Genomic DNA, 15,566 nt, shown 5'->3' with positions numbered 1-15,566 from the left:
CAGCGGCGCCCACCTAAGCACGCTAATCCCGAGTTTACGACAACCTGCACGACAAGCGTTGTCCATTATCCCGGCTCAGGCCCATTAGCTATAGACCAGCCGCCAGCACGTTAGGTCTATCCTGGTGCGGCTCAGCAAACTATCCTTTGGGAGGCTAGACTCGAACCGAAAGCGTCTTCTTTTGTATCAAATGTGCCTCGCTCAAGACCCAGTTGCAGACGGCGTCACCCTTCGGCCCCCCCATGCCTGAGTTCGACCACCTCCTAGAGGGCTATCGACGGTTTCGCGAGGACCGCTTCGCGCAACAAAACAACCTGTACCGGCAGTTGGCGGAAACCGGGCAATCGCCGCGGGTGATGGTCATCGCTTGTTGCGATTCGCGCGCCGACCCGGCGTTGATTTTCGATACCGCGCCCGGTGAGATTTTCGTTGTCCGGAATGTCGCCAATCTGGTCCCTCCCTACGCCCCAAACGACGACTTTCACAGCACGTCGGCGGCCCTGGAATTCGGCGTAACGTCGCTGCAAGTGGCCCAGATCGTTGTGCTCGGTCACGCCCGGTGTGGCGGCATTGCCGCCAGTCTCGCCGGACGCGAACGGGGCACCTTTATCGGTAAGTGGATGTCTATCTTGGACGACGTCAGGCAAAAGGTGGGCCGCGATACGGGCGACCTCGACAACGCCGAGCGCCAGCGCACACTCGAACTCGCAAGCATTGGGAATTCGATCGAGAATCTGATGACATTTCCCTTTGTGTCCGAACGTGTAAACCAAGGAACGCTCCGGTTACGCGGCGCTTTTTTCGACATTGCGACGGGCATCTTGCATGTTAGGGATTCGGACACAGGAACATTCAATCCCGCGGCCTAATGCGTTTACATGCCGCACCCCCCTTGTTACAGTCCGCGCGCTTTCAACGCCCTCGGGTTTTTCCATGACGCCATGCAGTAGGCCCGCGTCTCGCCAGCAATGAAAATCATCGCAGGCAATAGCAATCGGCCGCTGGCTGAAGCGGTGGCCGCCTACCTCAACCTCCCGTTGTCCAAAGCCTCCATTCGGCGTTTCGCAGATATGGAAGTGTTCGTCGAAATCCACGACAACATGCGTGGCGAAGACGTTTTTATCGTCCAGTCCACGTCCTATCCGGCGAACGACAACCTGATGGAACTGCTGGTCACTATCGACGCGGTACGGCGCGCTTCGGCTCGCCGGATCACCGCGGTTCTCCCATATTTTGGCTACGCGCGGCAGGACCGGAAGCCCGGCCCCCGCACGCCGATCTCCGCCAAACTCGTGGCTAACTTGATTACCGAAGCTGGCGCCGACCGCGTTTTGACGCTGGATTTGCACGCCGGACAGATTCAAGGCTTTTTTGATATCCCCACCGACAACCTCTATGTCGCGCCGATCGTCGCCAAGGACATCAAAGAACGCTTTCACAGCGACAACCTGATGTTCGTCTCGCCCGACGTCGGGGGGGTCGTTCGGGCCCGCGCCGTGGCCCGTCGCTTGAACGCAGACCTGGCCATTGTCGACAAACGCCGGGAACGTGCGGGCGTTTCGGAGGTTATGCACATCATCGGCGACGTCGAAGGCCGCCGCTGCATCCTGGTCGACGACATCGTGGATTCGGCAGGAACCCTGTGCAATGCGGCGAATGCCCTCAAGGAACAGGGCGCGGAATCGGTCATGGCCTACGTGACCCACGGCGTTCTGTCGGGCGGGGCGGTGGCCCGGGTGGCCAGTTCCGCCTTGGAAACCCTAGTCACCACCGATTCAATCGTGGCGACGGAGGCGATGCGGGTCTCGGACAATATCCGCCGATTGAGCATTGCCCCGCTGATGGCCGAGGCAATGCGCCGAATCAGCGATGAATCCTCGGTTTCCAGCCTCTGGGACTAGGAATCGTCCCCGAATAGGTATAGAACGGCGCCGCTTTAGCGGTGTCAGCACTCTAGGGGCTGGCGCCAATCGGGCCGTATCCCGTCGAAACATAGGAGAATTGCGATGAGCGACCAGCACGTGATCGCCGCGCAGGTGAGAGACCGGGCCGGAAAGGGCGCCGCCCGCGCTGCCCGCCGAGCCGGTATGGTTCCTGCCGTCATTTACGGCGCGGAGAAAGACCCCACCCATGTGGTGATTGAGCGCCGCCAACTTCAGGCCGAAATCGCCAAGGGCGGATTCACCAGCCGTCTGCTCGACATCACCCTTGGTGGCGGAAAAGAGCACGTCTTGCCACGCGAGATCCATTTCCACGCCGTGACCGACGTCCCAATGCACGTCGATTTCTTGCGGGTTACCGACTCGACGCTGATCAACGTCAACGTTCCCGTCGTTTTCGAGGGCGAAGAAGAATGCCCCGGCCTTAAGTTGGGTGGCGTTCTCAACATCGTTCGCCACGAGGTCGAACTGAAGTGCCGTGCCGGTGCGATTCCAGAGACCTTAACCGCCAAGCTGGCCGGCCTCGATATCGGCGACAGCCTCCGCATCAGCGCGATCGAACTCCCCGGCGGCGCCCGCCCAGTGATAACGGATCGCGACTTTACGATCGCGACCATCGCGGCGCCGACCGTCCAAGTTGAAGTCGCTGAAACCGTCGAAGCCGAGGGCGACGAAGCCGCGGGCGACGATAAAGAAGCGAACGAAGAGGACGGCAAGGGCTAAGGCCCCGCCGCGCCTTTCGCCTAACCAATGGTCTTATTGGTGGGGCTGGGCAATCCCGGTCCCGACTACGCCAAGAACCGCCACAACATTGGCTTTATGGCCATCGACGAAATCGTCCGGCGCCACGGATTTACAGCGTGGCGCCAGCGCTTTCACGGCGAGGTGTGCGAGGGACGGCTTTCCGGTCGCCGCGCCCATGCCCTCAAACCGGAAACCTATATGAACGATTCCGGTCGCGCTGTGGTGGCGGCGATGCGCTACTACCGACTAGAGCCCGAAGACGTGATCGTCTTTTACGACGAGATCGACCTTGAAGCAGGGAAGATCAGGTGCAAGCGAGGCGGCGGCAACGCTGGCCATAACGGACTACGCAGTATCGATTCACACATCGGGCGCAATTACATTCGAGTCCGATTCGGAATCGGCCACCCTGGCGAACGCGACCGGGTTTCAAATCACGTTCTCGGCAATTTCTCTAAGGCTGACATGGCCTGGGTCGATGCCGCGATCGATGCGGTCAGCGGCGCTTTGCCGGCCCTCGTGATCGGGGACATCCCTGGATTTTCCAGCGATCTCGCGCGGCGCCTGCCGCCGCCACCGTCTAAGTCGGCGGCATCACCGGACACGGAGTAAGAGCGAATGGGCTTCACCTGCGGCATCGTCGGCCTGCCCAACGTCGGGAAGTCGACGCTCTTCAACGCGCTGACCAGCACGGCACAAGCCGAAGCGGCGAACTACCCGTTCTGCACCATCGAGCCCAACGTAGGCCGCGTGTCGGTGCCCGACGACCGCTTGGAAAAAATCGCGGCGCTTTCCAAATCGGCAAAGATCGTACCCACGTTCCTCGACTTCGCGGATATCGCGGGCCTGGTCCGGGGTGCCAGCAAGGGTGAAGGGCTAGGCAATCAGTTTCTCGCACATATCCGCGAAGTTGATGCGATCGTCCATGTCGTTCGATGCTTTGAGGACGAGAACGTCACCCATGTCGAAGGCCGCATCGATCCGATTGCCGATGCCGAGACCGTCGAGACCGAGCTCATGATCGCCGATCTCGAAAGCCTGGAACGCCGCGCCGACGCAGCCGCGAAAAAGGCCAAAGGTGGCGACCGCGACGCCAAGGCCTTGGTCGATCTCATGCAGTTGGCGCTCGAGCCGTTGCGCGACGGTCGTCCGGCCCGCACAGCGACGGTGCCCGTGGATCGGCGGCGTGACTGGCAGGCGCTACAACTCCTCACCTCAAAACCAGTTCTGTACGTCTGCAACGTCGAGGAAGACTCCGCAGCCACCGGCAATGCCCAATCCGACAGGGTCGCGCAGTGGGCGGCGAATCAGGGCGCGGGTTGCGTCGTCATTGCCGCGGCGATCGAAGCCGAAGTCGCCCAGATCGAGAACCCAGCGGAACGCCGCGATTTCCTCGCTGCGATGAACCTCAACGAGACCGGGCTGGCGCAGATCATCCGCGCCGGTTACGCCCTCCTCAACCTCATCACCTATTTTACCTCGGGACCCAAGGAGAGCCGCGCCTGGACGGTTCGCCAGGGCGCCAAGGCACCTGAAGCCGCAGGGGAAATCCATACCGACTTCGAACGTGGGTTCATTCGTGCCGAAACCATCGGGTATGGCGACTATATCGCATGTGGCGGCGAGGCCGGCGCGAAGGAAGCGGGTAAGATGCGCTCGGAGGGCCGCGACTACCTGGTGCGCGACGGCGATATCCTCCTATTTCGTTTCAACGTGTGAGGAGACGTGGCGCGTTATCTTGAAGACATTACCGTCGGCGACACTTTCGCGTTCGGCCACTACGAGGTGAGCGAGCGGGAGATCGTCGAATTTGCCGAAAAGTACGACCCCCAACGCATCCACACCGATCCGGCGTTTGCGGCAAAAAGCGACATGGGCGGCCTGATCGCCAGCGGCTGGCATACCGCGGGGATGTTCATGAAAATGATGGTCGATGCGATCATGGACGAAGACAGCGGCATGGTCTCGCCGGGAATCGACGAACTGCGGTGGGTTCGACCGGTGCGGCCCGGCGACGTGCTGCGCGCCGAGGGTGAAGTGATCGGCGCCCGGCCCTCGCGAAGCAAGCCCGACCGAGGTATCGTGCAAATGCGATACACGGTGCTCAATCAGGACGACCAGGTCGTGATGAGCCTGAAGACCAACAATTTCATGCGGCGACGCAGCCACGCGGCTGCCGACCAGGGAGGCAACGATGGGTGAGGACATTAAAGTCAAGGCTGAAGACGGGTTCGAGATGGACGCTTACCTGGCGCTGCCGGGCGGCAAGCCCAAGGGTGGGGTCATCGTCGTCCAAGAGATTTTCGGGGTGAACTCGCACATCCGCGCGGACACCGATCGATTTGCAAAGGCGGGCTATGCGGCCCTTGCCCCCGCGATGTTCGACCGGATCCAGAAGAACGTCGATCTAGGCTATGACGCCGCCGGCATCGAGGCCGGTCGCGGCATCGTCACCCAAGTGAATTGGGCCGATGTCGAAAAGGACCTCCGCGCCGCATCCGACGTGCTCAAACAATACGGCAAGGTCGGCTTGGTCGGCTACTGCTGGGGCGGCAGCGTCGCTTGGGTCTCGACCATTCGGGATTGCGGAGTCGATTGCGCCTCTGGCTACTACGGTGGCCGGGTCGTCGATTTCGTGGCCGAGACGCCAAAAGTGCCGGTGATCCTGCATTTTGGCGACAAAGACAAAGGCATTCCGATCGCCGACGTCGAGAAGATCAAAGCCGCCCATCCCGCAGTGCCTGTCTATCGGTACGCCGAGGCCGACCATGGGTTCCATTGCGACCAGCGTGCGTCCTATCACGCCGAGAGCGACAAAATCTCGACCACGCGCACAATGGATTTTTTCCAAAAACACATCGGCTAACGGCCGTGGCGAAGGGCGACCTCGCAGAGGCGCTGTGGGCGGCGACCGCATCGCCGCCGCCCACCACTGAACCGCTCGACGGCGATCTTTCCGTCTCGGTAGCCGTCATCGGCGCCGGATATACCGGGCTGTCCACGGCCCTGCACCTCGCCCAGCGGGGCGTCGATACCGTGATCCTAGAGGCCCGGGAGATTGGCTATGGCGGGTCTGGGCGTAACGGCGGCCACCTGACCCCGACCTTTCATTTTCGCCCCGAATTCTCGCTCGCCAACTTGAAGAAACGCCTAGGCGAGGAAAAAGCCGGCCGTCTCATCAATCTGCAAACCGGCGCGGCCGATCTGATCTTCGGCCTTGTCGAGAAGTATGGGATCGACTGCGACCTAACGATGGCCGGTTGCATCCACGCCGCGCACACGCCCAGCATGATGAAGGTGTTGGAAGAAAAATACGCGGACTACCAGTCGCTGGGCCGCCCCATGAAACTCCTCGACCGGGCGCAGACCGCAGAGCTGACGGGAAGCGACAAGTTCCATGGCGCGTGGGTATACGAGAACGCGGGCCACATGCAGCCCTTGAGCTATGCCCGTGGCTTGGCCCGCGCGGCGCTGCAGGAAAGCGCGCGGCTTTTTACCCAGTCGTCCGTCGATAAACTAGAGCGTACCGGCACCCGGTGGCGGCTGACGACGCCGCGCGGACGGGTGACGGCGGACTCCGTGGTCATCGCGACCGGCGCTTACGGCAATGCCCTATGGCCCCGGCTTAAACACACCTACGCGCCTTTCTCCTTAGGTTGCGCGGCAACGGCACCGCTGGCCGAAGAGATGCGGCGCGGCGTCCTGCCGCAGAACAACCATTTGGTCGATACCCGGCGCGATACCTTCGCGCTGATGTTCGATGGGTCCGGGCGTCTGGTGACAGCCTTTAACGGATCCGGGTGGCGCGGCATGAGCCGGCGCAGCATGGAGGACCTCGTTGCCCGACGGTATAGCTGGGTGTGGCCCCAATTGGCCGGCGCGAAGTGGGACTATTTTTGGTCGGGGGCGATCGACCTTCGGGCGGACCTGTTTCCGCGCCTGTTCGAACTCGCGCCGGGGCTTGTCACCGCGATCGGGTTTTCCGGACGGGGCATCCCGACCGGCACCGCGATGGGCACCGTCCTGGCTGATTTTCTCAGCGGTACGCCGAAGGAAGACCTCGCCGCACCGATCGAGCAGCCCAGTTTCGTGCCACCCATGATGCGGCTGGTCGCGCGCCTGATGGTGCCGCGCTTCAGACGGCACGATGCCCAACTCATGCGCGATGACGGCCTCGACCCACCCCGTTTTTGACCGGACATTTGCCGCTGCACGTTTGGCGTTTGGCGGCACCCTAATTCCACACTACCCTGGGTACTCCAATGGCAATCGTTCTCGATTGCCAAGAACACTGAGGGAGGATCACGTGGGCAGACTATTGGGATCGATGGCGCTTGTCTTGGCGCTGACCATCGGCGCGGCAAGCGCACAGGCGCAGGAAGTCAAATGGCGCTTACAGAGCATCGTACCGGTCAATACGTTCTTTTGGACCGAAATGGTGCAGAAATTCACCGATCAAGTGCGCTTGCTTTCCGGCGGACGGATCGACATTACCCCGTTCGGCGTCGGCGAGATCGTTCCGGCATTCCAAGTGCACCAGGAGGTGGCGAAGGGAACCGTCGAGGCAGGTTGGACGTCCGCCGCGTTCCTGGTCAACGCCGACCCCGCCAACGCCGTGCTGTCGGACTTCCCTGGCGGCCCGTCACCCGAAACCTATATGCACTGGTACTACAACGGCGGCGGCAAGGAACTCCATCAGAAATATCGGCAAGAGGTCCTTGGCGTCCATGCCTTGCTGCTCGGCATTGGCACGACCGAATTTTTCGCGGTCTCGACCAAACCGATTCGCACTAAGGAAGACCTCGTCGGCCTGAAGATGCGCACCACCGGGGCTTGGGCCACGGTGATGAAGGAATCGTTCGGCAGTTCGACCGTCGTACTACCCTCCGGCGAAATATTCAGCGCGCTCGAGCGTAAAGTGATCGACGCGGTCGATTGGGCCGGACCCGGCGGCAACCTCGGGATGGGGTTCCACAAGGTCGCGAAGTACCTGATCGTGCCGGGCGTTCACCAGCCGTCCTCACCGGTTGAACTGGTGATCAACCTGGACAAATGGAACGCCCTGTCGGATGCCGACAAGCAACTCATCGAACTGGCGGCGCAGTTGACGACCTTCCAGTCGTACATGGCGACAGGTCAGGCCGACCAGGCCGCGATGCCGGAATACCGGAAGAACGGTAACGAGTTCGTCACCCTCGATCCGGCGCTTCAGGCCGAAATCAAGGCCGAGACCCTGAAGTGGCTCCAGGCCCAGGCGAAGGAACAAAGCGGCAAGGGGAATGCGTGGATGCAGCAGATCCTCGATTCCGTCCTTACCTACCAGGCGGCGTGGGCCAGTAACGGTTTCACCCGCGCCTGGGATCTTGAGTAGCGCGGCTCCCTGAAACCCGGGGGCGGGCGGATAGCCCGCCCCCTTTCTTTTGCGGAAGATTGTGGCCTCACGCCTCCTTAGAGCCGCGGACCTGATTTCTTTTGCCGCGGCATTTGTCGCGATGGGCATGATCCTCGGTTTGATCGCCGCGATGCTCTATGAAGTCGCCGCGCGCTACGCGTTTAACGCGCCAACAATCTGGGCCTACGACGTCTCCTACATGCTCAACGGCGCGTTGTTTGTATTGGCCGCAGCCTTGACCCTCGCGAAGAACAATCACGTCCGAATCGATTTTCTGTCGTCGCGGTTGAGCATCGGGACACAGCACCTGGCCAACGCCGTGTTCTACATCGTTCTCTTTCTCCCGGCGCTCGGCTTCGTGACTCGGTCCGCCGCGATCGCTGCCTGGAGCGCCTTGGCGACCGGGGAGTTAGAAGCGATCAGCCCGTGGGCGCCCGTGATCTGGCCGTTCAACACCGCCGTTGCGATCGGCCTCGCCGCGCTGTGGTTGCAGGCGTTGGCGGAAGCGGTTCGCCATGTTTTGGGGTTCCTTGGTTCTAGCGCGGTCCGCGCGCCCAACGTCAACTTACCCCACTAGGGCCATGGATCCGTCGCTCCTCTCGGCCCTGATGTTCCCCGCGCTGTTCGCGCTCATATTCCTCGGCATTCCCGTTGCCTTTGCGCTGATTAGCGTCGCCTTCGTGTTTGGGTTCGTTGCCTTCGGCGACACGATCGGACAGGTCCTCTACGGTCGAACGATGGGCGTCGCCGGCAGCTCCGTCCTGGCCGCGATCCCACTATTCATTTTCATGGGGTCGATGCTGGAGCGCACGTCGATCGCCCGTCGGCTTTTCGAGACCATGCAGATGTGGCTGGGTCGAATGCCCGGTGGCCTCGCCGTTGCCACAATCACCATGTGCGGCATCTTCGCCGCCGCGACCGGGATTATCGGTGCGGTGGAAACCGTCATTGGCATGATGGCGATCCCACCGATGCTGAAGCACGGCTACGACAAAGGTCTTATTTCCGGAACCATCTGCGCCGGGGGATCGTTGGGCACCATCATCCCGCCGTCGGTCACCGTTATCATCTATGCCTCGATCGCTGAACTCTCCATCGGCGATCTATTTGTCGGGATCATCATTCCCGGGTTGCTGATGGTTCTGTTCTTCGTGGGCTACATCCTGATCCTAGGTGTGCTGAGGCCGGAGCAGGCGCCGAAGCTCCCCCGTGAAATGGTATCGGTCCCTTTGAGTGAAAAGCTGCGGGTCACCGCAACTGGATTGCTCCCGGCCACGGTTCTGATCGGCGCGGTGCTAGGCTCGATCATCTTCGGCATTGCATCGCCCACCGAAGCCGCAGCAGTAGGTGCTGGCGGTGCCCTCGCCCTGTCCCTCGCCTACCGGGAATTCTCCTGGTCGGTCCTCTACCAAGTGGTCCGAAAATCGGTGTCGATCAGCGCGATGGTAATGCTGATCGTCGTCGGCGGCGGCATGTTTTCCGGGGTGTTTTTGGTCAATGGCGGACGGGATCTCGTAGCAGGCGCGGTGGATACGTTGAACCTACCGCCGGCAGGGCTCGTCGCCGTCTTCCTGTTCATCGTGTTCCTGTTCGGCTTCGTACTGGATTGGATCACGATCGTCTTGATCGCACTTCCGATCTTCCTAGCGCCGCTCAAGGCCGCCGGCGTCGACCAGGTGTGGTTCGCCGTGCTCATGATCGTGGTCATCCAGACCAGCTACATGACACCCCCAATGGCCCCCGCGATTTTCTATCTCCGCTCCATCGCGCCCAAGGAAATCACCTACGGTCACATGTACCGCGGCGTCCTGCCTTTCGTCGTCGCCGAACTCTTGGTCCTGGGTGTGGTCGCTCTATTCCCGGCGACAGCGACCTATCTGCCGACCGTCTTACTGGGATTTTAGTCGGCGACAAATTCCAAGATCACGCCGCATGCATCCCCCGGTGCTAGCCAAATCCCGTCGTTCCGTTGGGCGTACGTCGCGCCCGCTTTGTCAAAGCATCGCTGGGCGGCCGCCAAGTCGGCGGTTTTTAGTGTCAGCGCCGCAATGGCGGGGACCGGGCGGTCGATCGATTGGGCGGCTGCGCCGTAGCACGCCGCAAACGCAGTCTTCGTGACAAAGCGAAAGTCGCCGTGTCCGGTGAAAATTTCAAAACCGCCGGCAATCGAGCGGCCTTGCTCGCCGAACAGACCCTCATAGGACAAACGCAATGCATCGGGATCTGCGACGACGATCGTCATCGCCCGAATGGCGCGCGCACCGTTGGCGTGTCGGACCCATTCCGGGCGGCGCATGTTCTGCGGCGTTAGGGGCTGCACCAGCATCAGGTACATGTCCGGCGTCGCCGCTTCGCCGATCTTGAGCCAACGGAAGGACTGCGGCACATCGCCGTCGGGCGCTTCGCAGTTGATCGTGACTTCGTTGAGCGGGGTCGGATCGGCACCCGACGCGATGAGCGCGGCATGGGCGGCGGTCACGTCGTTGGCGCGCAAGGTAACGCCCATCGCCCCTTCGCCGCCAACCAGAAAGTCGGCGAGCCCCGGCGTGAGAAAGGCCGACGAATCGACGACGCCGAGCAGTTCGATAAAGTCCTTGTCGTCGAACATGACGCTGTAGTTGGCCGTGCCCCAGCCTACCATGCGACGTCGCGGCGTGACCGTGAATCCGAGGCGTTCGTAGTGCGCCTTTGCGCCGCTCAGGTCCGCAACCGCCACGACCGCGTGGTCGATACCGTCGATCCCGTTTGCCATGCTTGACTTACCCTCCCTCACAACCGGCGTGATGCGCCTAGCGGAGCGCCGCGGCGATATTGCCGCCGTCGACGGTCATTACGGCACCGGTCGATTTGCGGGCAAGGGCGAGGTCGACGAAGGCTTGGGCGACATCGGTTGCCTTGACCTCCCGGTTCAGGAGGTTGCCCGATCGTAGGTACTGCTCGGCGGTAAGTCCGCGTGCCTTGGCACGTTGTTCCAACAGGCCATCGGCGAAAATCCCGGTGTTGACGCGGTCGGCGTTGACCGCGCCGGTTCGAATCCCCTGGGCGCCGTAGTCGAGCGCGTATTGCCGCATCAGGAACAGGGTTGCGGCCTTGGGTAAGCCGTAGGGCCCGAAATCCGGTCCCGGATTGACCGCCTGCTTGGAAGTATTGAACAGCAAGCAACCGCCCGTGCCTTGCGCCAGCATGATCCGCACGGCTTCCTTGGCCAGCGACTGATGGGCGAAGAAATTCAACTCGAACGAGGCGCGGAGGTCAGCGTCGGCCACCTCGCCGATCCGACCCTGCCAAGCCGCGCCGGCGTTAGAGACCACGATATCGATGCCACCGAACACCCGGCAGACTTGGTCCAGAGCCGCCGCGACTTGGGTGGCGTCGGTGACGTCGCAAGCTAACCCGGTTGCCGCCCCGCCGATCTCGCCAGCAACGCGCCGAGCCCCAGCATCGTCGCGGTCCAGCAGCGCGACCTCAGCACCTTGCATGGCCAAGGCCTTCGCCGTCGCGGCACCGATCCCCCCCGCAGCGCCGGTGACAACCGCTACCTGCCGGGCCAATGGTTTTTCGACCCCCTTGCCAAGTTTGGCTTGCTCCAAAGACCAATATTCGACGTCAAACAAATCGGCCTCCGTAACGGGGAGAAACCTGCCGATCGCTTCGGCGTCGGTAACCACGTCGACCATATTCTCGGTAATATCGGCAGCGATGGCCGCATCCTTGGCGGACGCACCCATGCCGAAAATCCCTAACCCCGGCACCAATGCAACCCGTGGCATCGGATCGAGCATGGTCTTGTTCGGCCCGCGCTTCCCGTTGTGCCGGGAAAAATAGGCGCGGTAGTCCTCCGCAAACCGCGCAACAGCTGCGCTGGCGCCCTCGCGAAAACCGGCGAGGTCTTCCGCCGGAGGTAAGATCACCGGCCAGTTCTTCGTACGGATGGTGTGGTCGGGCGTAACGACACCTTGGCTTGCGTAGCGTGCAACCTCGGCACCGCCGACGAAGTTGAGAATGGCGTCGGAGGTGCGAAACGCGAGAACCTGGCGACGCCAAATACCGTCGTTGTCGTCAACGCAGGTCGCCACTAAGCCACGCACAACCGGCGCAACCGCCTCTACCGAAAGGCTTTTCTTGGGAATCGCCGCTGCGGCAAACGCCCGGCCAGACGCTTTGGCAATTCGCTTCTCGGCCAGGGTCACGAGTTCGATCATCCGACCGTAAGCTTCCTCAGCGGTCGCACCAAAACTGAAGATACCGTGCTTGAGCAGAATCAGCCCTTCGACATCGGGGTGCGCCGCCTGCACCTCCGCGGCGATTTTGGCGAGCCCGAAGCCCGGCATAACGTAGGGAACCAACGCCGCGCGATCGCCAAAGACTTCGGCGCAAATTGCCTCACCGTCAGGCTGGTCGGTCAGCGCGAGTACTGCAGTCGAGTGAGTATGGTCGATGAACTTGTGGGGCATAAACGCATGCAGGAGCGTTTCGACCGACGGGTTCGGTGCACCGGGGTCGATCAGTGCGGTGCGCTGGATCGCCACCATGTCCTCGTCGCTCAAGGCGTCCAGCGCGCGCAACCGGCCCAACACATCCATGCGGACGGCGGGCAGACCGGCCGGCTCGATATTGCCCATATCCCACCCCGACCCCTTCACACAGAGGACGTCGACGGAATCACCCAGTTTGTCCGTCGCGGTCGTCTTGACCGAGGTATTGCCCCCGCCGTGGAGAACGAGGCGCGGATCGCTGCCCAAAAGCCGGGTCGTGTAGACACGCAGCGCAACGTCCTCGCCGACTCCTTTGTCGGCATAGCGGGTGACATAATCGCGGGCTTCGGCGGGCTTCCAGCGTGAGTCCATGGCGGTCGAGAATCCTGCTTGCGGTTCGGTGGTCGAGAGTTAGCCGCTTTGGCCCCGTCGGGCAACGGTTCGAGGACTTAGGCCTGCTCAGGGTAGAGGGTCAGTAACCCTTCTTCGCTGGCCGCGCAGGTGCCCCGGTCGGTGACCAACCCCGTGACCAGCCGCGCGGGCGTGATATCGAAGCCGTAGTTTGCCGCCCGGGCACCCTCCGGTGCGATCCGCACGGTCTGGATCGACCCGTCCGCAGTGCGCCCGGTCATTTCAGTGACCTCGGAGGCGTCGCGCTGTTCGATCGGAATGTCGCGACCCGACGATAGGTTCCAGTCGATCGTCGGCGACGGCAAGGCGACATAGAACGGCACCCCGTTATCGAAGGCTGCGAGCGCCTTCAAGTAGGTACCGATCTTGTTCGCGACGTCGCCGTTGCGCGTGGTGCGGTCGGTTCCCGTGATACACAGGTCGACTTGACCGGCCTGCATCAAATGCCCACCGGTGTTGTCGGCAATCAAAGTGTAGGGAACGCCGTGCTTTTGCAATTCCCACGCCGTGAGTGCCGCGCCCTGGTTGCGGGGCCGGGTTTCGTCGACCCAAACATGGATCGGCACACCCTCGTCGTGCGCGACATAAATCGCCGCAAGTGCCGTTCCCCAGTCAACGGTCGCAAGCCAGCCCGCATTGCAATGGGTCAGGACATTGACCGGCTCGGCCGATGAGCCGTCTTTTTTCTCGTGCCACAGTCGGACGATGTGCTCGGCCCCGTGTTCGCCGATGGCCCGGTTGATGTTGACGTCGTCGTCGCATATTTCGGCGGCCCGCTGATAGGCTGCTTCGGCGCGGCGTTCAGCTGGAATGTTGCCAAGCAACGCGCGCATATCGTCCAGCGCCCACCGCAGGTTCACCGCCGTGGGCCGCGTCTCAAGCAGGTGTGTATAGGCGTTGGCCAAATGCCCATCGGAGGCGTCCTCCCGCATCGCTAGGGCCAACCCATAGGCAGCCGTCGCCCCGATCAACGGCGCCCCTCGCACCTGCATGGTCGTGATCGCGGTTGCCGCGTCGTCGCTCGACCGCAGCGAACGCGTATTAAAAGCATGCGGTAACTGGGTTTGGTCGACGATCTCAACGCTCCACCCGTCGGCGCCGAGCCAGATGGAGCGATAGTGGGTACCCTCGACGTTCATTGCCTATCGCTGCCGTGAGGCAACTAGTCGCCCTCGAAGGCGCACAGCGCATGGACGCTATGGCCGGCCTCGCGAATCCGCTGCGCGCCGCCAAGATCCGGCAGGTCGACGATAAATGCGCACGAGACGATCGCGCCGCCGATTTCTTCGATCAGTGCGATGCTGGCCATGGCGGTCCCGCCGGTCGCAATCAGATCGTCAATCAGAAGGACTTTCTCACCCTCGAGGATCGCATCGTCGTGCACCTCGACACGGTCTGTCCCGTACTCCAGTTGGTAGTCGCGGCCGAGCGTGCGATTGGGCAGTTTCCCTTTCTTACGGATCGGGACAAATCCGGCTTCCAGTTTCTCCGCGACCGCGCCGCCAAGGATGAATCCGCGCGCCTCGATCGCCGCCACTTTATCGATCCGCAGCTTGGCAAATGGAGTCACCAAACCCTCGATGGTCAAGCGGAAGCCGACAGGATCCTGGAGCAGGGTCGTGATGTCCCGGAACATGATGCCCGGTTTCGGGTAGTCCGGAATGGTGCGGATGCGCGATTTGATCGGCATGCTAGGACACCCCCAGCACACGACCGGCGACGGCATCGAGCTTGGCCAGCCGCGCACCGTCGCGCGCCTCGGGCGCGGTGATCATGGCCGAGTCCAAGGCCCGGTCGCAGCCGTGCGGACACACCGCGGGGCGCGACGACGCGACGTTCGGCACGACATTCTTGACCAGGGCGCGCGCATTGTCGGCGTTCTGCATAAGAACTTTGACGATGTCGGCAACCTCGACATCGTCGTGGTGCGGGTGCCAGCAATCGAAGTCGGTCACCATCGCCACCGTCGCATAACAGATCTCCGCTTCACGGGCGAGTTTGGCTTCGGGCATGTTGGTCATCCCGATCACGTCGCACCCCCAGTTGCGGTAGAGTTCCGATTCGGCCCGGGTCGAGAACTGCGGCCCCTCCATGCACAGGTAGGTCCCGTTCCGCACGACGTTGAGCTTCATGGCAAACGCCGCGGCCTGCAACGCGTCGCCCAAGCGAGTGCACACCGGATTGGCCACCGATACATGCGCGACCATCCCCGCCCCGAAGAAACTCTTTTCGCGGGCAAAGGTGCGGTCGATGAATTGATCTACAATCACAAAGGTGCCGGGTTCGAAGTTCTCACGGAACGAGCCGACCGCGGAGAGCGAAACGATATCGGTCACGCCGGCACGTTTGAGAATATCGATATTGGCGCGGTAATTGATATCAGACGGTGCGTGAACGTGTCCGCGTCCATGCCTAGGCAGAAACACGACCCGCGTTCCGTCGAGCGACCCGGTAAACACGGCGTCCGACGGCTCGCCCCAGGGCGATTTAATCGTAATCCACTGGGTATCGGTCAGCCCCTCGATCTCGTATAGGCCCGATCCCCCGAGGATCCCGATAACCGGCTTTGTGTGCTGTTCGTTCATGCACCCGCTCGCAATAGGT

General features: G+C 62.1%; 16 protein-coding genes. 11 read left to right on the top strand and 5 right to left on the bottom strand.

Features of this window, described 5'->3' with window-relative positions:
- Positions 1-242 precede the first annotated feature (242 nt).
- From RID42_07830 to RID42_07780, 11 genes are all read left to right on the top strand, one after another.
- Positions 243-869, top strand: coding sequence for a carbonic anhydrase (locus tag RID42_07830; protein ID MEQ8247578.1), 627 nt, complete (start codon positions 243-245; stop codon positions 867-869).
- 99 nt (positions 870-968) lie between these two features.
- A complete protein-coding gene (locus RID42_07825; protein MEQ8247577.1) occupies positions 969-1,901 on the top strand; it encodes a ribose-phosphate pyrophosphokinase in 933 nt (310 codons plus the stop codon).
- 105 nt (positions 1,902-2,006) lie between these two features.
- Complete coding sequence (locus RID42_07820) at positions 2,007-2,663, top strand: 50S ribosomal protein L25/general stress protein Ctc (GenBank protein MEQ8247576.1); 657 nt, start codon at positions 2,007-2,009, stop codon at positions 2,661-2,663.
- A gap of 39 nt (positions 2,664-2,702) precedes the next feature.
- Complete coding sequence (pth, locus tag RID42_07815) at positions 2,703-3,296, top strand: aminoacyl-tRNA hydrolase (protein ID MEQ8247575.1); 594 nt, start codon at positions 2,703-2,705, stop codon at positions 3,294-3,296.
- Positions 3,297-3,302: 6 nt separating this feature from the next.
- Positions 3,303-4,403, top strand: a complete 1,101-nt coding sequence (gene ychF / locus RID42_07810) for a redox-regulated ATPase YchF (GenBank protein ID MEQ8247574.1) — start codon at positions 3,303-3,305, stop codon at positions 4,401-4,403.
- 6 nt (positions 4,404-4,409) lie between these two features.
- Positions 4,410-4,886, top strand: coding sequence for a MaoC family dehydratase (locus tag RID42_07805; GenBank protein MEQ8247573.1), 477 nt, complete (start codon positions 4,410-4,412; stop codon positions 4,884-4,886).
- Positions 4,879-5,550: a dienelactone hydrolase family protein gene (locus RID42_07800; protein ID MEQ8247572.1), complete on the top strand. Its 672-nt coding sequence runs from the start codon at positions 4,879-4,881 to the stop codon at positions 5,548-5,550. Before RID42_07805 ends, RID42_07800 begins: the two co-directional genes overlap by 8 nt.
- A 5-nt stretch (positions 5,551-5,555) precedes the next feature.
- Positions 5,556-6,878 carry an FAD-binding oxidoreductase gene (locus RID42_07795; GenBank protein ID MEQ8247571.1) on the top strand — a complete coding sequence of 441 codons (1,323 nt, stop codon included), beginning with the start codon at positions 5,556-5,558 and terminating at the stop codon, positions 6,876-6,878.
- A 112-nt stretch (positions 6,879-6,990) separates the two neighbouring features.
- Positions 6,991-8,055, top strand: a complete 1,065-nt coding sequence (gene dctP / locus RID42_07790; protein MEQ8247570.1) for a TRAP transporter substrate-binding protein DctP — start codon at positions 6,991-6,993, stop codon at positions 8,053-8,055.
- Between the two features lie 61 nt (positions 8,056-8,116).
- Positions 8,117-8,653: a TRAP transporter small permease subunit gene (locus RID42_07785; protein ID MEQ8247569.1), complete on the top strand. Its 537-nt coding sequence runs from the start codon at positions 8,117-8,119 to the stop codon at positions 8,651-8,653.
- Between the two features lie 4 nt (positions 8,654-8,657).
- Entirely contained in the window at positions 8,658-9,980 is a 1,323-nt protein-coding gene (locus RID42_07780) for a TRAP transporter large permease subunit (protein MEQ8247568.1), read from the top strand.
- On the opposite strand, the gene RID42_07775 is transcribed toward RID42_07780, so the two are convergent.
- From RID42_07775 to RID42_07755, 5 genes are all read right to left on the bottom strand, one after another.
- Positions 9,977-10,828 carry a VOC family protein gene (locus tag RID42_07775; GenBank protein ID MEQ8247567.1) on the bottom strand — a complete coding sequence of 284 codons (852 nt, stop codon included), beginning with the start codon at positions 10,826-10,828 and terminating at the stop codon, positions 9,977-9,979. The two genes, RID42_07780 and RID42_07775, sit on opposite strands and share 4 nt — an antisense overlap.
- A gap of 37 nt (positions 10,829-10,865) precedes the next feature.
- Positions 10,866-12,923: a bifunctional aldolase/short-chain dehydrogenase gene (locus tag RID42_07770; protein MEQ8247566.1), complete on the bottom strand. Its 2,058-nt coding sequence runs from the start codon at positions 12,921-12,923 to the stop codon at positions 10,866-10,868.
- Positions 12,924-13,000: 77 nt separating this feature from the next.
- Entirely contained in the window at positions 13,001-14,101 is a 1,101-nt protein-coding gene (mtnA, locus tag RID42_07765; protein ID MEQ8247565.1) for an S-methyl-5-thioribose-1-phosphate isomerase, read from the bottom strand.
- Positions 14,102-14,124: 23 nt separating this feature from the next.
- A complete protein-coding gene (locus RID42_07760; GenBank protein ID MEQ8247564.1) occupies positions 14,125-14,652 on the bottom strand; it encodes an adenine phosphoribosyltransferase in 528 nt (175 codons plus the stop codon).
- A 1-nt stretch (position 14,653) separates the two neighbouring features.
- Positions 14,654-15,547 carry an S-methyl-5'-thioadenosine phosphorylase gene (locus RID42_07755; GenBank protein ID MEQ8247563.1) on the bottom strand — a complete coding sequence of 298 codons (894 nt, stop codon included), beginning with the start codon at positions 15,545-15,547 and terminating at the stop codon, positions 14,654-14,656.
- Between the last annotated feature and the right edge of the window lie 19 nt (positions 15,548-15,566).

The organism is Alphaproteobacteria bacterium, assembly GCA_040216735.1.
In the GTDB taxonomy this organism is placed as follows: domain Bacteria; phylum Pseudomonadota; class Alphaproteobacteria; order SHVP01; family SHVP01; genus CALJDF01.
This window is presented reverse-complemented; position numbering and strand designations above follow the sequence as displayed.